At 43.8% G+C, this 19458-nt stretch carries 14 protein-coding genes; 5 read left to right on the top strand and 9 right to left on the bottom strand.

Annotated elements, in window-relative coordinates; all coding sequences use genetic code 11:
- Positions 1-133: 133 nt before the first annotated feature.
- Positions 134-1441 (top strand): cytidylate kinase family protein, encoded by a 1308-nt coding sequence (locus GJU87_RS04915; protein WP_153638482.1) that lies wholly within the window; start codon positions 134-136, stop codon positions 1439-1441.
- 502 nt (positions 1442-1943) lie between these two features.
- On the top strand, positions 1944-2333 hold the full coding sequence (locus tag GJU87_RS04910; RefSeq protein ID WP_153638481.1) for an HU family DNA-binding protein: 390 nt from the start codon (positions 1944-1946) through the stop codon (positions 2331-2333).
- A 1-nt stretch (position 2334) separates the two neighbouring features.
- On the opposite strand, the gene GJU87_RS04905 is transcribed toward GJU87_RS04910, so the two are convergent.
- The 3 genes from GJU87_RS04905 to sfsA form a co-directional block, all read right to left on the bottom strand.
- The gene (locus GJU87_RS04905; RefSeq protein WP_153638480.1) at positions 2335-2901 is read right to left on the bottom strand and encodes a hypothetical protein; all 567 of its coding nucleotides are present in this window, start codon (positions 2899-2901) and stop codon (positions 2335-2337) included.
- 168 nt (positions 2902-3069) lie between these two features.
- Positions 3070-4299, bottom strand: coding sequence for a PNGase F N-terminal domain-containing protein (locus GJU87_RS04900; protein ID WP_153638479.1), 1230 nt, complete (start codon positions 4297-4299; stop codon positions 3070-3072).
- Positions 4300-4328: 29 nt separating this feature from the next.
- Positions 4329-5021, bottom strand: coding sequence for a DNA/RNA nuclease SfsA (gene sfsA / locus GJU87_RS04895; protein WP_153638478.1), 693 nt, complete (start codon positions 5019-5021; stop codon positions 4329-4331).
- A gap of 302 nt (positions 5022-5323) precedes the next feature.
- On the opposite strand from sfsA, the gene GJU87_RS04890 reads away from it, so the two are divergent.
- Complete coding sequence (locus GJU87_RS04890; RefSeq protein ID WP_194831442.1) at positions 5324-6790, top strand: HAMP domain-containing sensor histidine kinase; 1467 nt, start codon at positions 5324-5326, stop codon at positions 6788-6790.
- On the opposite strand, the gene GJU87_RS04885 is transcribed toward GJU87_RS04890, so the two are convergent.
- Positions 6787-8022: a hypothetical protein gene (locus GJU87_RS04885; RefSeq protein WP_153638476.1), complete on the bottom strand. Its 1236-nt coding sequence runs from the start codon at positions 8020-8022 to the stop codon at positions 6787-6789. The two genes, GJU87_RS04890 and GJU87_RS04885, sit on opposite strands and share 4 nt — an antisense overlap.
- Before the next feature lie 121 nt (positions 8023-8143).
- Positions 8144-9235: a glycosyltransferase family 4 protein gene (locus tag GJU87_RS04880; protein WP_153638475.1), complete on the bottom strand. Its 1092-nt coding sequence runs from the start codon at positions 9233-9235 to the stop codon at positions 8144-8146.
- 333 nt (positions 9236-9568) lie between these two features.
- On the opposite strand from GJU87_RS04880, the gene GJU87_RS04875 reads away from it, so the two are divergent.
- Positions 9569-10090, top strand: a complete 522-nt coding sequence (locus GJU87_RS04875; protein WP_153638474.1) for a hypothetical protein — start codon at positions 9569-9571, stop codon at positions 10088-10090.
- Positions 10091-10376: 286 nt separating this feature from the next.
- Positions 10377-12044 (top strand): asparagine synthase B, encoded by a 1668-nt coding sequence (asnB, locus tag GJU87_RS04870; protein ID WP_153638473.1) that lies wholly within the window; start codon positions 10377-10379, stop codon positions 12042-12044.
- A 63-nt stretch (positions 12045-12107) separates the two neighbouring features.
- Here asnB and GJU87_RS04865 read toward each other — a convergent pair whose 3' ends face one another.
- The 4 genes from GJU87_RS04865 to GJU87_RS04850 form a co-directional block, all read right to left on the bottom strand.
- Positions 12108-12575 (bottom strand): GNAT family N-acetyltransferase, encoded by a 468-nt coding sequence (locus tag GJU87_RS04865; RefSeq protein WP_153638472.1) that lies wholly within the window; start codon positions 12573-12575, stop codon positions 12108-12110.
- Between the two features lie 1439 nt (positions 12576-14014).
- The gene (locus tag GJU87_RS04860) at positions 14015-15511 is read right to left on the bottom strand and encodes a SusD/RagB family nutrient-binding outer membrane lipoprotein (RefSeq protein ID WP_153638471.1); all 1497 of its coding nucleotides are present in this window, start codon (positions 15509-15511) and stop codon (positions 14015-14017) included.
- Between the two features lie 12 nt (positions 15512-15523).
- A complete protein-coding gene (locus GJU87_RS04855) occupies positions 15524-18649 on the bottom strand; it encodes a SusC/RagA family TonB-linked outer membrane protein (protein WP_153638470.1) in 3126 nt (1041 codons plus the stop codon).
- A 91-nt stretch (positions 18650-18740) separates the two neighbouring features.
- On the bottom strand, positions 18741-19286 hold the full coding sequence (locus GJU87_RS04850) for a hypothetical protein (RefSeq protein ID WP_106542000.1): 546 nt from the start codon (positions 19284-19286) through the stop codon (positions 18741-18743).
- Between the last annotated feature and the right edge of the window lie 172 nt (positions 19287-19458).

Here is a 19458-nt window from a genome sequence, read left to right as displayed (position 1 = left end):
CATCCGAAACGAATAAACGGTTCGAATGAATGCTTTTTTAAGCTCCTCCTGGAACAGCTCACACTGTTACTGTTGAAAATTCGTAACTCCTTCAAGTCTTTGCACCGGGATGCGGGAATTTTAACTTAATTCTATGAAAATAAATAATTTCACCCCAAAAGTTTTAGCCTTTACTTTGGGACTTTTTGTAATGGCATTTGGCGTAGCCCTGTCGGTAAAAGCCAACCTTGGAGTTTCGCCTATTTCTTGCGTTCCGTATGTTTTTAGTTTGAAATATCCGCTGACACTGGGCGAAACCACCATCATTATGAATGTCTTCCTCATTTTGCTACAAATGGTATTACTGCGAAAAAGGTATCAACTGTTCCAACTGATTCAGTTTCCTGTTATCTTCCTCTTCGGCATTTTCATTGATTTTACCCTGCATCTCATTTCATGGCTTAACCCGGTCAGCTATGCAGGACAGGCTTCCACGTGCCTACTAGGTTGTGTTATCCTGGCATTTGGCGTGTTTCTTGAAGTAAAAGCAGGACTCACTTATCTGCCCGGCGAAGGTTTGGCAATGGCCATTACCCAAACATTTAAAATTGAATTCGGAAAGACAAAGATTGGTGTCGACAGTTCGCTCGTATTAATTGGCATCGTCAGTTCGTTAGGTCTTTTGTCCGGAATCAGTGGAATCAGGGAAGGGACAGTTGCTGCAGCCGTACTGGTTGGTTTTATTGTCCGGTTCCTTAACCGAAAGATTAACTTCCTTGATGTATGGCTGAATATTAAACCGGAAGAAGAAAAGGCAACCCCCAACAAGGATGTCAAAGGACCGGTTGCTCCCCACCTGGTAATTACCATTTCGCGTGAATACGGAAGCGGCGGTCGCGAAATAGGAAAAGCGGTGGCCGAAAAGCTGGGATTGAAGTTCTATGACAAGAACCTGATTGAGCTAACGGCAGGGAAAAGCGGTTTCACCCGCGAGTACATCGAGCAACACGAACAGAAATTGGCGCATACCCTGTTGTACGATTTGTACGAACAGGAATATGCCTACATCAACGAACGCAAACCTCCGCTGAATGCTTTATTCCTGGTACAAAGCAAAGTCATCCGCGAAATCTTCCGGAAAGAATCCTGCGTGATTGTCGGGCGATGTGCCAATTTTATACTGAAAGACCAGCCGGGCTGCGTCAATGTATTTGTTCACGCCAACGGCGAATTCAGGAAAAACAAAATAGTAAACGAATACGGTGTTCAGCCCGACAAGGCCGACAAGGTGCTGGAACGGACAGACCGAGAACGTTCGAACTACTGTACGCACTACACGGGCAAAGTATGGAACGACGCAACCAACTACCATCTCACGGTCGACAGCTCGCTGCTGGACATCGAAGCTACAGCCGACCTGATTGTCGAAACCGTGAAGGCGAAACAGCTGACACTGGCTTAACCGCAAATGATCTTCACCACCGGGCTTGTCACTACGCAGGTCCGGTGTTTTTTTCTTTTTCCTGGAGAGAATTACAGGGTAAGATTCGCGGCATTTGGGGCAATGCACACACCGGTACAATGAATTAACACATATTTTACCCCGAAGTGAACCACCGGACGTAATTTTGCACAAAAATTTCAATCGGTGAACACAGACAAACTAAAAGGCCACTCAGCCCTGCTTGCCGCCCTGTACCGGAAAGGACCTGTCACCTGACTGAAGTTCGCCCAGCCACTTTCCACGGGGGAACCGGGTGCCAACCTGCCATAAAACTACCTGCTTCATACTTATATCGTATCTAACAGATAATTTCCCCTCAAAATTTTAATCCTGATTATTTTCAATTTTAATTATGGTTAGAATAATTTTTAATCTGGATTAAATTATATTTTAATCAGGATTATTTCATAAATTAGTAATTATAATCAAAGTAAAATAACTAAACCTTTCTACCAAAACCATGGCACTTCAATACAAAATCATCTCGACCGTAAAACGCGGAGCAGCTGAGGATAACGTAAGAATCTGGTTTCCCAAGTTAACCGGCTCCCGTAAAATCGAACTGCAACAAGTTGCTGAGATAATGGAAAAACGCTCGACAGCATCGGAAGCTGACATTCAGGTGGTAATAACGGGCCTGGTGAATTTAATACCCGAGTTACTGCTTGACGGCAATACGGTAAAAATCGATAACTTTGGTTCCTTCCGGTTGCACGCAAAAGTGAGTACCGAAGATTCACCCGATAAGGTAACGTCGCGCAACATTAATGACTTGCGGATTAGTTTCCTTCCTGATAAGCGAATAAAGCAAGCGTTGAAACGGGCTAATTTCAAGAAAAAGAAGGAATAAATTACCGCTTCCGTGCACGAGACAAAACCCGTACGCCCATTAAAATAAAAATACCACCGGCCAGCCATGCTACCACCACATTGTCGTTAATGAGCTGTCCTCCGGAAAAGAAAATATAAAATCCGAGCACAGCCAGCAGACCGCCAATGGTAAAGTTGACATAGGCATACTTCTTCGAACTCCGTGGAATATAAATCCAGTGCGGATAGGTTCCTCCGGTAAAATAGCCATCTACATACATCTTACTAATCCATTCAAGATGTTGGTCGATGTAACTTCCGGTTTCCGTTTGCCGGTCAATCTTGCTCACCTGCCACATTTCAGTTGGGGTATTCCGGAAAGCGGCATAGTTGGGTGATAACTTTTTCAATTCGCTCAGACTTTCATCGACAGCGAGCAAATCTTCCCATTTCACGTTCCGGACGAAATCGCTTTCACTCCGAATCGCGTCGCGGCTCAATAGAAAAAGTTCGCCCCGGGGAGTCCGGTAGGCGAACGTCACCGGTTTCTTTTCGCGAACAACATGATACGTAGTAATAAAGGGAGATATGGAACGCATAATTTTCATAACCAATTGCTTTTAAGCTTTTACTAATTGCTACGAGTAGAGGCCCCGGTTAGGTTTCGGCATATACCGTTAAAAAGGAGTAAAACATGGTGAATTAGAAGTCGGCACAAAAAAGCCCCGGATATCGACTTTGTATCCGGGGCCAAATTCTTTTTTTTTGATAGAAACTTATTCGTCCCAATCGAGCCAGGCCGAAACCAGCCAGAAATTCATTTTGTCTCCCTCGCGGGGTTGTGCTTTGGGAATGCTGAAGGTAATCTGATGCGTGCCGGCTGCAATGGAATCCAGCGGAATAGTAACCGGTGGCACATCCGTTCCGGGGCACCAGTTGGAGCGCGAGTAATCGGACGAGGCGATCGGCTCTTCCATCTCTTTTACTTTGTATTTGCCCGCTTTCCAATCGAGGTATTGCACCTTTCGCTTTTCGAGCCAAACGCCGGAGCTCGGATTAAATCGCCGGAATGATGCACAGTCGGTGCGCCAGGGAATGAAATCGTATACTTTTTTCCCGTCCAGCGAGATGATGTTTTCCTTTTGCACAAACTCGTCACCGCCATCATCGCCTCCATGCCCTGTAACGATGTACTGCAAACGGACATTTTTTGCCCCTGACGGGATGTCGACATTCACATTAATGTTCTTCCGGGCAAAAATATCCGGGTACCCTTGCGGACCGATGTAATAAACGGTATTCAGCACCGGTTCGGCATGGGTTGGCTTTTGTGCGTCGCAGGGAATATCACTTTCGTCGAAGTCGAGCGTGGCACTCAGCTGGTAGCCTTCCTTCGTCCAGGTATCCACCCACACACCAATCCACACGTCGCCTTCCAGCTGCGAGATACGGTCGGTGACATCTTCTTTCCACTGAACTTCCTTCGCCCATTTGTCGATGTAAACCGGCTTCCGAGCCGATGTCGAATCGCTGTAAAAGCCTACGCCAAACGGCGTCATAAAACGCATGAGTTCAAGAACCGGCTGGTAATCGTCGCCAGCAACGATGCCTTGCAATCCTTCCAGTTCTTTTGCCGGCTCAGGAAAGCTCTTCTTACCCGTCCAGATATTCAGGAAGTTCGTCGACGAATTCTGAGGAATCACAAATAGCGAACCGGACTTGTCCCACCGGTCGCCATGTGATTTCAGGGTAACCGTTGCCGTTACTTTCACCGACCGTTGAAAATTAGGCACATGGATTTTCTCCAGCAACAAGCGTCCGTCACCCAGATGAATGATACCGTTGGCATCCGGTTGAACGCTGTCTTTTGGGTATTTTCCCGGCACAAAATTGACTACCTGGTTATCGAAAACCAGATACGTTTGGTCGCCTACGGCCGGTATTTGTTTGGGCCCGCACGACGATAGCAGCAATAGAGCCAACAGATAAAGAAAGCTTCTTTTCATAGGATTCAACAATTGTTTGGTTAAGAATATTACAATTCAAAATCGAGTTTTCGCACCAGTTCAATGCCCTCCGGCGTTACCTCGGCCTGCATCGGGATAATTTCAACTCCTTCCCGGTAGGCCTCTCTAAGTGCCTTACCATATTCCGGGTCAATCTCATCAGCCGGGCCAAAACGTTCTACATCCATGCGCTGGATAATGTAAAGCATCACCGCACGCATCCCCTGTTTCTTCACTTCCATTAGTGTATTCAGATGCTTACGCCCGCGGGTGGTTACAGCATCCGGGAAAAGTGCATCAGGTCCCACTTTCATGGTTACATTCTTTACCTCAATGAAACAGGTTTCTCCCTCTTTTTGCGCCATCACATCGAAACGACTGTCGCCGAATTTCACCTCCCGTCTCACAGTCTCATAACCGCTCAATTCGGGAATTCGGTTATTACGGACTGCCTCAAAAGCAATTTTATTGGGATTGTTGGTATTAATTCCGACCCAACGTCCGTCAATTTTAATCATCTCCCAGGTGAATTTTGTTCTTCTTTTCGGATCGTTCACCGGTGTAAGGTGCACCTCCGCCCCATCTTCCAGGCAACTTTTCATTGTTCCGGAATTGGTACAATGGGCCGTTACTTCAGTCCCGTCATCTAATTTTACATCAGCCAAAAACCGTTTGTAACGCTTAATTAAACGACCATGTACCAGTTCTTCTCCAAATCTCATGTATTACTGTTTTTCTCTTATTTGTATTACAACTACCGATATTTCCTCCTGATAGGCTAACGATATGTTCAAAACTACACAATACCTTGTTTTCCATAGAAAACTTTATAAAGTTTGTGCGTCCGCCCAGATACAGTTTGATGAAAAATTTACCTCAATCGCGGAGATTTTATTAATCAAAATGTTATTTTTTTGTGGGAAGACTGTTTTAAATCAGGAGAATGCCGTAACTTGAAGATGTACATAAATAAAATCTAACCCTTTTCAATAGCATGCTTTACCCCCAGACAACTGAAAGACGAATGAGACTTCATCCGGTTACATTACTCTTTTCAGGTCAGAAAGAGACAGAATCCAAATTTAAGAAACAGTATTTCAGCGATTCGTTACCACAATTTCGGTTTGCGTTTCTGCTGTTAACGATTCTGTATGCCGGATTCAGTATTGTTGACTACCTGTATATTCCCAATCGCTTAACAACGTTCCTGTTCATCCGGTTTGGTATTGTACTGCCCCTGATGGCCGGGACTTTGTTTCTTTCCTATTCCCAATATTTTGAAACAGTATGGCAGGGCTTATTGACCCTTTGTTACATTGTTGCTGGTGCCGGGATTAGTTATATGCTCATTCTCGAGCCGGAGAACTTTACTTACTATGGTGGTCTCATGCTGGTATTTGCCGCAGGGTACTTCTTCATTAAACTGCGCTTTTTATATGCTTCCATAGCCGGATGGATTGTACTGATAGCGTTTGTTGCTGGAAAACTCATTGCACAACAGACGTTCTCGGAACTATTGGTCATCTCTATTTTCTTCTTCACTGCTATGAATCTGATTGGCATGTTCGGCTCCTACTACCTTGAATACTACTCAAGAAGGAACTTCTTTCAGCATCAGCAAAATCTGGAGCAACAAAACTTGCTCAATGAGGCTCACCAAAACCGCGAAAAGGAAGTTCAACAGCGCACGCTCGAGCTCAAACAAAGAAATAACCGGTTGGAACACGAACTGGAACGCAGTCGGATTATCGAAAACGAATTGATTCGTGTAAAAGAAAAAGCGGAAGAATCCGATCGATTGAAAACAGCTTTTATCACCAACCTAAGTCACGAACTGCGGACACCACTAAACTCCATTATCGGATTTGCTTATTTGTTGTCCGACGACGATATTGAACAGAAAGAACGCTTCGAATACCAACGAATTATACATCAGCAAACTGACCAGATGCTCAGCCAGATCAATGATATCGTTGAAATTTCGAAGATTGAAAGCGGAAGATACGAGATCGACTTTGTTCAGTGCAATCTCAAAGATATATGCCTGGATGTTACTGAAACGATGAGAAAGCAACTGCTGCCTGAGGTCGGGCTGATTATTGATGAAAAATCGGAAAATCAAATCATTCCTGATGTTAAAACCGACTGCGACCGGTTGACTCAAATCCTGAAGCAATTGATTTCGAATGCGATTAAGTATACGCAAAAAGGAGAAATCAAGGTGGGATATGGCATCAACCAACGGGAGCGCCTGCTGGAATTCGATGTCAGCGACACCGGCATTGGCATTTCGGAAGAGAACCGGCAGAAAATATTCCAACGCTTCACTAAACTCGATCCGTTTGCCCAGGGAACCGGATTGGGACTTTCGATATGCAAAGCGCTTATCGAGCAAATGGGTGGCAATATCGACCTGGAATCGAGTCCCGGAAACGGAACGACTTTCCGGTTCAGTATTCCTTATGCACCTGTTGAAGCGCCGGTTAGTTAGCTCTGAGTTACCTTTAACCAGGCGCTGAATTGCGCATTATCAGACGGTGAAGCCATAGGCAAAATCCCTTCGACAATTTTCCCGTTAATTATTTTGGCTGGAAACCGAGACATTTGTTCTGTCATATCACGGTTGAACTTACCCGGTTTGCCAAAATTTATTTCCCAACGTCCTGCACTTTCAGGAGAAATCAATTGGCGCAATTTTAGCGTCAACGCTCCCATGTTGTAACGACAATTGATTTCCAAACAGGGATGCAACCGAAGGGAATTTTCTGCATCACGATAAAACAACAAATCAACTCCGAGCCAACCATGATATTGCCTCGAAAAATCACTTTCGGAAAGAGCCTCTTGCAACAAATGCCTGACAACCGGCAAATAAGTAGACAAAAAGCTAATCTCCTCAATCGAGAGACCGGGAGGTTTTTCACGAATATAATTCCCATGGTAACGTCCGGAAGCATCAGTTAAAAAAGAAGTCTGTCCGCGATAAGCAACCTCTCCCTTCCCTTCCGAATAGAATTGCAATGACAAATCGGCCACCTTGTCAAGCCTCGGTTCTACCATCACGAAGCCCTGCTGTTTCAAAAATCCTGAAATAACCTGATGATTCGATTGGTTGAACTCATTTTCTCTCAGCATTTGAATCCCCCTTCCTGAGGCACTCCATGGAGATTTTACTACCACCCGTCCCCACCGACTTTGCAACGCGATGATTTCATCTATTTCGGTGCAGGAAACCGGACATTTGTCTTCCGGTAACAACCAGTCGTTTTTCCCGACAACGTTTAAAACTTTCTTTAATACCCCGGCTGCTGCCTTCCGGCTGTATATATCACGAGAATTTTCCGTCCAATCGGCTACCGGCAAGCTTTTAAATTCGTTGGAACAACCATTTTTCAAAGGTCCCAACCTTTTGTGAACCGCAGGACTCCATCCCCACGGATACAAAAATCCTTTCGGTTGCTGACAAAACTTTTGATCAGTGAGTGCCGCATTTTCTTCCAGGAATGTTGGAAGCTCCTTCCCTGTTCTTTTCCATAAGTTTACAAAATCTTCAGAGGGAACTTCGTGAACCAAAACAACATCCCTGGAAGAAGCGAAGAACATCAGCAAAGTGCTCAAATCCTTTTCAAACTGAATCAATCGTTTGGGAGGCATATAATTGGGATCGCCATTCGCAATCGCCAGCTCATTCGTCGGATTATAGAGGTATACATCGGAAAACATGGAACAAAAGTACAATGATAAAACCAGAGTATCTCTCGCCAAACAATACAAGAGCCTTCTTCCTCCTCAACGCAAGAATTTCACACCTCAGGAAGAAAATCAAGACAAAACATCTGCTCTTTCAGAGGCTTTTATACAATTCATAATAATCATTTCTCATCCGGGGCAGGTCAAATCGCTCCTTTACAAGATTTCGGGCATTCTGCACAATGAACTTTGCATAATTGCCGTCATTAAGAACTTTGAGCACTCCTTCGGCTAAGTCGTCTTTATCTTTTATTTCAGTAAGGTAACCTGTTTCATCAGGAATAACAGCTTCTGCTATACCTCCGGCTTTGGTTGTAACCACCGGCACTCCCACAGCAAATGCCTCATAAATGGTTAAGGGAAGCCCTTCGTCTTTCGACGTCATTAGCAACAAACTCAACTCCGAAAATATCTGTGGAACATCTGTCCTAAAGCCGGCAAATATAATGTGCTCTTCAATATTTTTTCTTTTACAATAAGCTTGTAATTCCTCTTTTAGTTCTCCGTCGCCAACTATCACAAACTTTACTTTTTTATTGGTCTTCTGAAGAATCAATTCGGCGGTGTCAATAAAGGTAAAAAGATCCTTCTGCGGAGTAAGCCCGGCAATGTTCCCCACCAGCAAAGTGTCATCCGACAAATGGTACTCGTTTCTTAAAGCGCCCGCATTTTTCTGCGAAACAAAAAAGCTAACATCAATACTGTCATAAAGGGTTACCACTTTGTCCATATCTTTCGCAATACCTTTGAAAACATCTCTCACGGCATTTGAAACACAAACAATCTTATTGACTCGCTTATGGTTATACTTTATTCGCTTGAAAATATTCTTAGCTATCGGATTGTTTCTCTTTCTCGAATAAACCAGTTTAACGTCCGGATACTGTCCAATGATGAGCAATATTAATGAGAAAGCCCTTGAATCGTGAACATGCACAATATCAATTTGCTCATCCCGAATTACCTGCTTAATTTTCTTTCGGAAAGACGTGGCTAATTTCGTATCCAGAGGAGCCGTATAGTAGTTAATATTTCGGCTCCGACATTTTTCTGAAAGGACGGACCCCTCCTGGCAAAGAATAGTTTGTTGCACGTCTGTCATCGGCTCTAGTAACCCATGAGTGGTCAACATCTGCGCATCTCCGCCTCGCCACTCTTTGATGGTTGAAATATGTAAAATATGCATCTCACCCCCTATGAAGTTATCTTAAATATATTGTCTGCCTCTGCTCAAATAATTCGATGATTTTGTCGTAGTAGTTCTTCCATCCCAAAAATCTCCGGGATGCAAAGCTAAAATTATTTTGCATTCCTCTCCGCCAAAATAATTAACCTTACATTGGTAAGTCTTATGCCTTAACATACATTTGCATTATTTAGTAATGATTTCGGATTGACTTTTATGTATCAAATACTTGTCAGATAGGAAATTCATAAAAATTCAAAAGAGACAATAAATGAATCTCACACAATATATAGTGCTGATTAATTTAGAAATGAAAAAAATAATACCCGTAAAATGAAAACACCTCCTTTTTTGATATGCCATCATCCATTCGCCTCGGAAGACGAACCGGCTGAATTTATTTTGCACAATGCCCATCCCCGTTTTCTCGCGAAAGCGGAAGCGCTCGATTTCGAAGAACTGGAAACCCGCCCCGATAAGCCTTTCGGCGACGTTCTGTATATCAACAGTGAAGGAACGATGGAAATTTACCGACTGACAATCAGCGAGTTTTACGACCGGGCTGATGATAACGATTTTCTACAGGTATTGCTCCAGGGCGGACACGATTTCTATGTGAGTTACCTCGATCAGGTGGCTGAAGATGAAGGCGAAAAGCCCGGACATCCTGTTAAAGATTTCAACAAAGAACTTCCGGGATTGAAAATCCTCCAGGCTCCTGATAGAATCACATTGGTTTATAATGGCCTCGTTGCAGACTTTAACAGTGAAGAGGAACTGGATGAATTTCTCGAACAGGATTTAGGAATCACACAATCCATGCTCGATCAGGGAATCATCAACAAATTTGAATAAATTCCTCAAAAACATTAGCCCCCGGCATTTCATTCAAATGCCGGGTTTATTTTGCCTTAATCAACGCGATTACCCCCTCCTATCTGATTTTTCTGATATAAAAAAGATTGATTTCCTAATCCAAGTCCCCTTTTTTACTTTTCACAATCCTTACATTAATATTAAATATTTCATTTTTACATTACATTTTGTCATGCATTTGGCGGTTTTTTAAAGAAATATGTATATTTACAACAACAAAAGCTTTCAAAAAGAGTTATTATAGATATCAGATAAATGAATTATTATGTGTGGAATTGTCGGTGTATTTGACCTGAAAGTAGATTCGCAGCAGCTGCGACCACAGGTTTTGGAAATGTCCAAGAAGATTCGCCATCGCGGTCCGGATTGGTCCGGTATTTTTTGCGAGGACAAAGCCATTTTGGCTCACGAAAGATTATCCATTGTCGATCCTTCATCGGGGGGACAACCGTTGTACAGCAAAGACGGTAATTTGGTTCTGGCTGTGAATGGTGAAATTTATAATCATCAGGGGATTCGCGACCGCTACAAAGACTCATACGAGTTCCTCACCAAATCAGATTGTGAAGTAATTCTTCCCCTTTACCGGGAAAAAGGAAAAGAATTTCTGGAAGAGTTAAACGGAATTTTTGCCTTTGCTCTTTACGATAAAGAAAAGGATGAATACCTGATTGCCCGCGACCACATTGGTATTATTCCATTGTACATGGGCAGGGATCAGCACGGAAACTTTTATGTTGCCTCCGAGTTGAAATCGCTGGAAGGCGTTTGCAACAAGATTGAGGAATTTCTGCCGGGCCATTACTGGTCAAGTAAGGAAGGCGAAATGAAACGCTGGTACCAACGCGACTGGATGGAGTATGACAATGTAAAAGACAATCCTGCCTCCATCGACGAGCTACGCGACGCTTTGGAAGCAGCGGTTCACCGTCAGTTGATGTCCGATGTACCTTACGGCGTATTGTTGTCAGGTGGCCTCGATTCGTCGGTTATTTCCGCTATAGCGAAGAAATACGCGGCACACAGGGTGGAAACGCAGGATGAAAAAGATGCCTGGTGGCCACAGTTACACTCTTTCGCCATTGGTTTGGAAGGTTCGCCCGATTTGGCTGCGGCACAAAAAGTAGCCGATCATATTGGTACCGTTCACCATGAAATTCACTTCACCATACAGGAAGGATTAGATGCGGTGAAAGATGTGATTTACCACCTGGAAACCTATGACGTAACTACCGTACGGGCTTCCACTCCGATGTATCTCATGTCGCGGGTCATCAAATCGATGGGCGTAAAAATGGTGCTTTCCGGCGAAGGTGCTGATGAAATTTTCGGTGGCTACCTCTACTTCCATAAGGCACCCGATGCCAAATCTTTCCACGAAGAAACCATTCGAAAACTAAGCAAACTGCACTTGTACGACTGTTTGAGAGCAAATAAATCATTAGCTGCCTGGGGAGTTGAAGGACGTGTTCCATTTCTCGACAAAGAATTCCTGGACGTAGCTATGCGCCTGAATCCGGAAGAAAAAATGGCGAAAAATGGCCGTATGGAGAAATGGGTAGTTCGTAAAGCATTTGAGGATTATTTGCCGGATAGTGTTGTATGGCGCCAAAAAGAGCAGTTCTCCGACGGTGTAGGCTACAGCTGGATTGATACACTGAAATCAATTGCAGCTGAGGAGGTGACAGACGAACAATTGGCCAACGCCAAATTCCGTTTCCCGGTTAATCCGCCGATGTCGAAAGAAGAATATTTTTACCGGGCCATTTTCAGTGAGCATTTTCCGTCGGACCAGGCCGCTGCCTGTGTTCCGTCGGTACCGTCAATCGCTTGCAGTACAGCGGAAGCACTTGCTTGGGATGAGTCATTTCGGAGCGGTGCCGACCCGAGTGGGCGTGCGGTGAAAAATGTTCACCAACAGGCTTACGAATAATAAAAAATCTGACCCCAAAATTAGTTTATCAACAGCTGCCCGTTCCTGCTTCGGGTGGCTGTTTTATTTTTGAGGCAAGTCCTTTTCCATCAAAACACTTAATGTCCCGTCTATAATGGCTGTTCCGGTTTCACGGAAACCAACCTTTTGGTAGAATTTCCGGGCTGCCATTTGTGGTTCTGATGTCTCCAGGTGGAATTTCTCATAGCCACGCGATACGGCCTCATTCTCCAATTGAACGTATAATTCCCGCGCCAGTCCCGTTCCCTGGTAATCCGGATCGACACGCATTCGCTTAATTTCAGCCAAATGCCCGGTTGTTTTCCGAAAAGCTCCCATCGCCACAATCCTACCTTCTTCGTCGCCTACCAGGAAATAGCCATTATCGCCACCATATATCGTATCCAAATAGGGTAAATCATTGTCCCAAGGCCCTTCTCCCCGGTACATTCCAATAGCCTCGAGCGCTTTTTTATGCAATGCTACTACCTCATCGAAATCCTCGTTGCGGTACTTCCTGAATTTTACCATCGTGCTTTCTTCAATTAACTGGATTCACTCCTATTAAAGTCTATTTCATCCAGATTGTTTAGTCAACTGCCGAGAATGTTTCGATAGCAAACATTGAGAAAGTATTACCTGCATAAAACCAGAAACCCCTCCGATTAGTTATCAGAGGGGAGCACGGTTGAATACTAACAAAACACCCAAACTTGTTAATATTCCAACTCTTGACACTAAACAAGAGCTGCCGGTTTTTCTCCTGTCAAAAGAGGGTACCAGCGAACCCAATTCACATAAATATCAACATGCCAAAGATTTGCTACCGTGATATGCCCAATACCTGAGGTACACAAATCACCCAACCGGTAATCCGGCTATTGGACTTAATAACAGAAATACGATTGACGAATCGCCAAAAAGAGAAGAGGTTTGAGCCCAATAAATCAATTAGCGCTGTCTCCACGGCATTATCAGCATTTTAATAAAATTGCCAAAAAGAAAACCAATGATTGCCCCGACGGCCATACCCGTTCCAAACGGTATTTCGGATGATGCGAACAACTCCAAAACAAATCCGCTCCCGGCACAAAACGCAACCGTGATACCAACAATGCTGCTTTTTTTATCATTGACTGACATGATTAGTTCAATAGCAAGTAAAAAAATAATATGTTAGTTAGTTTTCGATAAATAAAAATAACACACTCTTGGATATTTAGCAAATTTAAGATAAGCTAGAGGGTTGTTTTTTGTCAATTTTCAACAACTTATTTTTCATAATATTATACGTTTAACGAAAGGATCCGCACATTCACGTAACAGATCAGTACGTTCATCAAAAATTTGGCTATTTTCTAATATTTTTTTTAACACACCGTTTGTAATCCCTCTAAGAAAAACAACAACTCAACAACTTGCCAAATTAAACTGAAATAAAAAAACCCCTCCGAACCAGATTAGTCAGGAGGGGTGGTCAAACGAAAATGGAAACATTTGAGCCTGCTACGCTTCCATTGGACCGATACTAAAAACGTTATTATGTCTGTCATCGATTATCTACTCTCTCATGCAGCCCTGAAGATGCATCAAAAAAGATAACAACTCTTTGCAATTACTATCAGCATTTATGAAATCATCCGAGAAAAAACTTAGTCATTCCCGTCAGACATGGTCTTAATAGTTTGTTTTCCTGAAGATAAGACAAGATATTCATTTTTCAAAATATTGTTTATAGAATATCTAAGATTGTTATAACACAGTAAAGAAATTGAATCAACGCCGTACCCTAATAATAACCGTTGCAGCTAGTACTTCTAAAAACGAAAGCGGAATCCCAGACAGGAACTCCGCTTATAAAAACCTAAAAACTTTGCGAAAAGAGAGATTGGCTACTTATTATTAAACGTACAACAACCTGATTTATTGATATGAATCAAAAAAAAATCAAGTTGGCACACATGGTAGCCTTATTTCAATAACCACATTGTTCCATTAATATTATCATCGCCATTGAATTGTCTCGCAACAGCATCCTGCACATTGGCAGCATTGGTGTTATATTCATCTTCGGGATACATCCAACGCACCGGAACCTGGCCATTATTTCCAACCGCACCGCCGGTCAGAAATTTTGGATATCCTGTTCGGCGATGGTTATAAAACTGTTCCCAGCCAGTCTGGAAATAAAACTGGATATATTTCTGCGTGATAATGTACCGAATACGCTCATCGAAAGTCGTAGCATTATCAAAATTAACCATTGGTTGATTCAGGTATTCAGCGATAGCATCATCTCCCAAATATGCAGCATATTTTTCTGCATACTTTCGGTAGAAAAGAAACGATGCTTTGATTCCTTCATTATAAAAGGCCTTTGCTTTCGCCAAATCGCCACCTTCAATCCAGCCACGAACCGTCGCTTCCGCCAGAATAAACTGCAGCTCTTCGTACCCCATCAATTTGTGAGGCTCGTTCACCGGGTCGTCAAAATAACGCGGATTCACCATGGAAACATATCCTTTGTTTCTCTCGTCGGAAATCGCACCGAATGTCAACGTAGGATCGGCACCACCATATGCGTCAAAATCGTTTACAGGAAGACCTGCAGATACAGCATTCGGATTCGGTTGACAGAAAACAAACAATCTTGGGTCCTGGCGGTCCTTCAGCAGTTGAACGAAAGTGGAATCCATCCCGACCGAGCCGAATTTACCCAGGAACTCAAAATAGCGGCTTCCCTTTTGGTCAAGATAAACCAGTTGGCCAGCATCGTCGATACTCTCCATCAACGGCTCGTTTTGATAGATATTCCGAAAACGCGCCGGAATATCCAACGTAGCATCATTCGCTTTATTTGAGAGGTTCATCAAAATACGTAACCGGAAAGAGTTAATCAGCTTACGCCATTTTACAGGATCACCTCCGTAGATAATATCTCCGTCAATATAGGTTACACTTTTCAAACCTTCATTCGCGGCTTTCAGTTCATCCAGCAAAGCCGGAATAATCTTCGATTGCTCATCGTATTTTGGTGCATATACCCCATCTGTTTCCCCTTTTAAAGCATCGGAATAGGGTATATCCCCAAACCGGCGGGTCAACTGGTAAAACTGATAAGCACGGAAGAAATGAGCCAGATAAGTGTATTCAGGTGTACCCTGCTTGTCTGCCTCTTCCATCATCTTTGTAATATTCCGAAGCTGATTGTAGCGGTCAAAATTATCGCGATCCCAGGTATAGTATTGTTCGTTGCTGGCCCCATCGGAGCTAACCATTACCCGCGACGCAAACATCGAACCGGTTCCCTGCCCGTCGAACGCATTCCATGCTATATCTTTCAACAGAAGTTTGGGATGGGTAACCGGAGCATTGTTAGGATTATCATTAATATCCTGCAGTTTCTCACACGAAAACAGCGTGCCGGCCAACAGGAAGAGTAATATCGATTTTTGTAAGAATTTCATGATTTGCATTGATTAGAATTTAACACCCAGTCCAAAACCAACATACCGTGCCGAAGGATCCTGCAAGTGATCATCATTACCAAAGTCAGGATCAATCAACTTTGCTTTTTTCCACATAGCGAGGTTCCGGCCAATCAGCTGCACATACGCTTCTTTTACAACCGTTCCGGCAAAAAGTGAGGAGCAATCGTACTTAATTGAAGCCTCACGGAGTTTGATAAAAGAAGCATCGAAAGTATTCACTCCTAACCCCTTCGCACGATAACCATACGTCATCGCCCAGTTAGAATACTTCAGTCCTTTCTCATTCCTGGCGAACACTCTGGTATCCGAAACAATATTACCGTCAGTGTCATACTGAACATCACCGCTGACCACGGCAACTCCGTCCGGAACATAGAGCTTACCTGCATATTCAGCATCGCGGTTGGCTACCGACTCCGGATGCTTTCCACCCCACCAGAGTTTAGCAACGGTAAGGGAAGGCATAATTCCGCCTACGCGACCATCAACCTGTGCGTTGAATTGCCAGTGTCCAACGGTAAACGTATTATTAAAACCAAACTGCCAATTCGCATTGAGATGGCCCAATTTCCGTGCAAACGGGTCACGGATAGGCAAACCACTCGCCTGATCGATAATAGTCTGTCCGTCGGGAGATTTTTCCCAAACAGTGGCATAATAGCTGTCTACACGTTCGTCTTTGTGCAGATAACCAAACTTATCAGCACCGCCGTAAATTTCGCTGAGCACCTTCTTGTTGGTAGACCAGTTAATCGCCATGTTCCAGCGCATTTTGCTGGTCAGTACAGGAACTACGTTCACCATCAACTCCACACCGGTCGTGTTATACACGTTGCCGTTTACCTTGCGGGAATCAAATCCGGACGTAATAGAAATCGGTAGATCGATGATTTGGTTTTCGTCTTTTACCTGGTAATAGGTCGCATCAATACTCAGCCGATTTTTGAAGAGTCCAATATTTCCACCTAGTTCCCATGACGTAGATTTAGCCGGCTTAATTTCACTGTTGGCCAAACCGGACGGATATGACATACCGGGAGTCGAACCATACATCGCAGTATTGGAGTAAGTATTGTACAGACTGTACACGCTCAAATCGGTCGATACCTGTGCCCAGGTTGAACGCACCTGTGCATGACTCATCCAGGAAGGTAATTTTGCAATGTTGTCGAAAACAAAACTACCCGACACCGAAGGATAGAAATACGAGTTGTTATCGACCGGAAGCGTCGATGACCAGTCGTTACGACCTGATACCGTTCCGTAAAATGCTTTAAACAGCTCGATGTTCACACTACCGTATACACTCCGGGTTGCCTTCTTTTCAATTCGGTTTTCAGCTTTCACCGGCCCCAGGCTGTTACCCAGGTTAAAAAGCCCACCTGTAATCAAACCATCCGTAGAAGCATATTGGTAGTCGTAATCGTAGCTAAAAGAAGAAGCTCCGGCAAACGCATCAAGGCTGAATTTATCGGAAAAGCTCTTCGTATAAGTTGCCAGAACATCGAAGTCGTAATAGTTCCACTTGGTTTTCCAGTCCTCAAAATTTCCCAGCACACTGTTCCCGTAATAGAGGTAACTTTTCGGTGTTTTCCGGTTTTCGTACTGAAAACGGTTTCGTACCGCACCACGCGCCTGTATAGATAAATTAGGCAGAAGCTGGTAATTTAGCGACACATTACTGTTGATAACGTTCCTGTCATAACCTTGCGTACATTCATAAGCCATGAAATACGGGTTATTGTACCACAGATAATTCCAGTTGGCCTGCTTGTAGTTTTCGCGACCTTTCATCCAGTAATCACGCATATCACGAACGTCAACATCGTAACCCATCCACACCACAATCGTGTACATGTGGTTCAGCGGGCCATAGCCGTGGCGAGGATAATTATCGGTGTACACTTTGTTATACGAAAGCTTGGCATCCAACGTCAGGTTATTCGAAATCTTATAGTGCGAGCTCATGTTGATGCCGGTGCTTTTCAACGAAGAGTTCGGCACCATACCTTTTTGATACATATGGCTTCCCGACAGGCGGACAGAACCTTTGTCGTTAGAAGAGCTGATGCTGAAATTGGAATTGGATACGATTCCTGTTTCCAGGAAATTCTTCAGGTTATCGGGATGCGAAACCCAGGGCGTTGCGACACGTTCGTACCGGTTCGAGTCATCGTATTTTGTTCCTTTCACCGGCCCTTTCCATTGAATCAGCTCGCCCGTTTGCAAATCTTTAATCGGGCTGTTCCACTGAACGATTTTGGTGCCCTGATCCAGCTTCGGTCCCCAAATCAAGTCGTCATCGTGAATACCGCCGCCGGCTCCATCGACAAATTTGTACTGTCCGTTGGAACCGTTACCATATTCGCTTTGCACTTTCGGAAAAGCGACAAATCCGGCGGAGAACATTTCGCTGTTGCTGACGGAAATATTCAGTTTCCCTTTAGCCGCTGTTTTTGTGGTAATCATGATAGCGCCATCTTTACCCCGTGAGCCGTATAAGGCCGAAGCTGCTGTGCCTTTCAGCACGTTAATGCTGGCAATATCATCACTCGAAATGTCATAAAAGTCAGTCGAGATAGGAATACCGTCCAGTACTATCAATGGCTTTTTCCCGCGAAGGAGAAAATCAGGTGCCTGAAATAAACCAGTTTTGGTGTGAACAGTCAACCCGGAAACTTTTCCCGCGAGGGTATTCATCACGTTCACATCTTCCACCTGGGTAAGTTGTTTACCGGTTATCTCCTGCGTAGCATACCCAAGGCGCTTCTTCTCGGTTTTAATCCCCAATGCGGTGACAACTACTTCGTCAATTGCTTCAGTATTTTTCTTCAGGACAACATTAATGGTTTTCTGTCCATCGATGGGAATTTCCTGAGGCTTGTATCCGATAAAGGAAAATACCAGCACGCCTCCACCCGGCGCCTGAATGGTATAGTTTCCGTCGATATCGGTTATTGTTCCGTTGGTGGTGCCTTTTATCACCACATTCACGCCCGGAATCGATTCTCCTTCCGGACTTTTAACAGACCCTTTTATTTCTGTTTGCGCAAAGGCCTGTTGTCCCGTAAGGAATCCCAGAAAGGCCAGAAACAGAAAAAGCTTTTTTTTCATATCTTTAAAACAGTTAATAAATAGGTTATTTGAAATAGCTTATTTGCATAAAAAAGGGGTTGTTGCAGCAACCCCTTTTGTTTATTTCATATTACATATCCTTCAGTTTTACCTGGTTAAATTGAGCTAGCAGCGCCTCCGGATTTCTCCTGTTTTGCTGAAGAGCATCCTCGAAACTTTGGCTTCTCTCGCTGAGGGCCGCAATGGCAATGGTCAGGACTCTTTCGAGACTTTTGCGGGCATTCGCCGAATTCATTTCACCACGCGCTACCTGTTTTGAATAGTATTTGTCAATCTTCCGGACGGCGTTGTATATCGATGGTTTGCGAATCACAATGCGCGTTGCCGGATTTCCCGGAGCAATCGGTTCCTTATCGGTATAACTTTCGTTGAACATATCCTTCAACGGCTCGAGTGGTGCGTCGAAACGCTCTCCATTTTCAACCGGAGACTTTCTCTTTTGATAACTATTCAGATCCGGAGAATAAAACTCCCACTTATAAGCTCTCGCAACCGCTTCCTTTTCTGCCGGATGTTTGGTTTTGAATTTCGTTCCGTTCGCATTTGCTGCAAAATCCTGTCCTAACAGCATATGCAACGGCAAGACGAACAGTAAAATCAACAATACCCCTTTCATTTCGATCAGTTTTAGTCAAAAATCTTTAAATCAGGCGGTAAAAACAGCATCATATACATCAGCCAGCATTATTTTTACCGGTTCAAAATTACGGCGGGAAAAACTGGAACGTATTAATTGCACCTTATTTAGTTATGACGAAAGCATTGAAAGGTTATGAAGAATCTATTTC

Source organism: Prolixibacter sp. NT017, assembly GCF_009617875.1.
In the GTDB taxonomy this organism is placed as follows: domain Bacteria; phylum Bacteroidota; class Bacteroidia; order Bacteroidales; family Prolixibacteraceae; genus Prolixibacter.
The sequence above is the reverse complement of the archived record's forward strand: the minus strand, read 5'-3'. Positions and strand labels throughout refer to the sequence as shown.

What these genes read in the sequence shown, in the direction of transcription:
- GJU87_RS04915 (WP_153638482.1), top strand. Translation starts at nt 134, where the DNA reads ATGAAAATAAATAATTTCACCCCAAAAGTTTTAGCCTTTACTTTGGGA.
- GJU87_RS04910 (WP_153638481.1), top strand. Translation starts at nt 1,944, where the DNA reads ATGGCACTTCAATACAAAATCATCTCGACCGTAAAACGCGGAGCAGCT.
- GJU87_RS04905 (WP_153638480.1), bottom strand. Translation starts at nt 2,901, where the DNA reads ATGAAAATTATGCGTTCCATATCTCCCTTTATTACTACGTATCATGTT.
- GJU87_RS04900 (WP_153638479.1), bottom strand. Translation starts at nt 4,299, where the DNA reads ATGAAAAGAAGCTTTCTTTATCTGTTGGCTCTATTGCTGCTATCGTCG.
- sfsA (WP_153638478.1), bottom strand. Translation starts at nt 5,021, where the DNA reads ATGAGATTTGGAGAAGAACTGGTACATGGTCGTTTAATTAAGCGTTAC.
- GJU87_RS04890 (WP_194831442.1), top strand. Translation starts at nt 5,324, where the DNA reads ATGAGACTTCATCCGGTTACATTACTCTTTTCAGGTCAGAAAGAGACA.
- GJU87_RS04885 (WP_153638476.1), bottom strand. Translation starts at nt 8,022, where the DNA reads ATGTTTTCCGATGTATACCTCTATAATCCGACGAATGAGCTGGCGATT.
- GJU87_RS04880 (WP_153638475.1), bottom strand. Translation starts at nt 9,235, where the DNA reads ATGCATATTTTACATATTTCAACCATCAAAGAGTGGCGAGGCGGAGAT.
- GJU87_RS04875 (WP_153638474.1), top strand. Translation starts at nt 9,569, where the DNA reads ATGAAAACACCTCCTTTTTTGATATGCCATCATCCATTCGCCTCGGAA.
- asnB (WP_153638473.1), top strand. Translation starts at nt 10,377, where the DNA reads ATGTGTGGAATTGTCGGTGTATTTGACCTGAAAGTAGATTCGCAGCAG.
- GJU87_RS04865 (WP_153638472.1), bottom strand. Translation starts at nt 12,575, where the DNA reads ATGGTAAAATTCAGGAAGTACCGCAACGAGGATTTCGATGAGGTAGTA.
- GJU87_RS04860 (WP_153638471.1), bottom strand. Translation starts at nt 15,511, where the DNA reads ATGAAATTCTTACAAAAATCGATATTACTCTTCCTGTTGGCCGGCACG.
- GJU87_RS04855 (WP_153638470.1), bottom strand. Translation starts at nt 18,649, where the DNA reads ATGAAAAAAAAGCTTTTTCTGTTTCTGGCCTTTCTGGGATTCCTTACG.
- GJU87_RS04850 (WP_106542000.1), bottom strand. Translation starts at nt 19,286, where the DNA reads ATGAAAGGGGTATTGTTGATTTTACTGTTCGTCTTGCCGTTGCATATG.